This window comes from Streptomyces mashuensis (assembly GCF_014654785.1).
GTDB classification, from domain to species: domain Bacteria; phylum Actinomycetota; class Actinomycetes; order Streptomycetales; family Streptomycetaceae; genus Streptomyces; species Streptomyces mashuensis.
Window position 1 is genome coordinate 1 of record NZ_BNBD01000035.1, and the last position, 1,188, is coordinate 1,188.

Here is a 1,188-nt window from a genome sequence, read left to right on the forward strand (position 1 = left end):
CGCAAGGACCGGACGGCCCAGGGGCCTGTGAAGCTGAGCCGGGAGCGGGAGGCATACTCCCGGCTCATGCAGCAGGGCTACACCAACACCGAGGCGTGCCGGATCGTCGGCATCGCCCGCCGGACCGGCCAGAAGTGGCGTCACGGCCGCAGCGCCGAGCGAGGTCAGAAGGCGGCACCACCGATTCGCATGGTGGTGCCGCCTTGCGGTGTTGCCCGGTATCTGCGCGAGGACGAGCGGATCTACATCGCCGACCGGCTGCGGGAGAAGGCCACCGTGCGGGCCATCGCCGCGGAACTGGGCCGCAGCCCGTCCACCATCAGCCGGGAGATCCGCCGCAACCGCACCGAGGGCACTCGCGGGCAGTGGCACTACCGTCCGCACGCGGCCCAGGCCCGAGCCGACGGCCGCCGGCCCCGCCCCAAACCCCGCAAGATCACTGAGAACCCGGAACTGCGGAACGCCGTCCAGGCGATGCTGGACGAGCGGTGGAGCCCGGAGCAGATCTGCCAGGCTCTGCGCAGACAGTTCCCTGACCGGCCGGAGATGCACGTGGTCCACGAGACCGTCTACCAGGCGCTCTACGTCCAGGGCCGCGGCGAACTGCGGCGCGAGCTCGCCGGCGCCCTGCGCACCGGCCGCGCCCGCCGCAAACCCCAGCGCCAGGCCAACTGCCGGCGCTCCCGTTTCACCGACCCGATGGCGATGATCAGCGAGCGTCCTGCCGAGGCCGAGGACCGGGCCGTCCCCGGCCACTGGGAGGGCGACCTGATCCTCGGTAAGGAGCACAAGTCCGCGATCGGCACCCTGGTCGAACGCGCCACCCGCTACGTGATGCTGCTACACCTTCCCGGCGACCACACGGCCGAGACCGTGCGCGACGCGCTGGTGGCCACCGCCCGCACGCTCCCTGTCCAGCTGAAGCGGTCCCTGACCTGGGACCAGGGCAGCGAGATGGCCAGGCACACGGACTTCACCCTGGCCACCGACATCCCCGTCTACTTCTGCGACCCCGCCAGTCCCTGGCAGCGCGGCTCCAACGAGAACACCAACGGGCTGCTGCGGCAGTACTTCCCGAAGGGCACCGACCTCTCGGTCCACACCCCGGAGCACCTGGCCTTCGTCGCCGACCAGCTCAACCGCCGCCCACGCAAAACGCTCGGCTGGGAAACCCCAGCCGAGCGTCTG

At 71.1% G+C, this 1,188-nt stretch carries 1 protein-coding gene; it reads left to right on the plus strand.

From position 1 onward, the window contains the following. Positions 1 to 66: 66 nt before the first annotated feature. The coding region (locus IE305_RS32685) for an IS30 family transposase (RefSeq protein ID WP_373311805.1) at positions 67 to 1,188 on the plus strand (1,122 nt) is incomplete at its 3' end.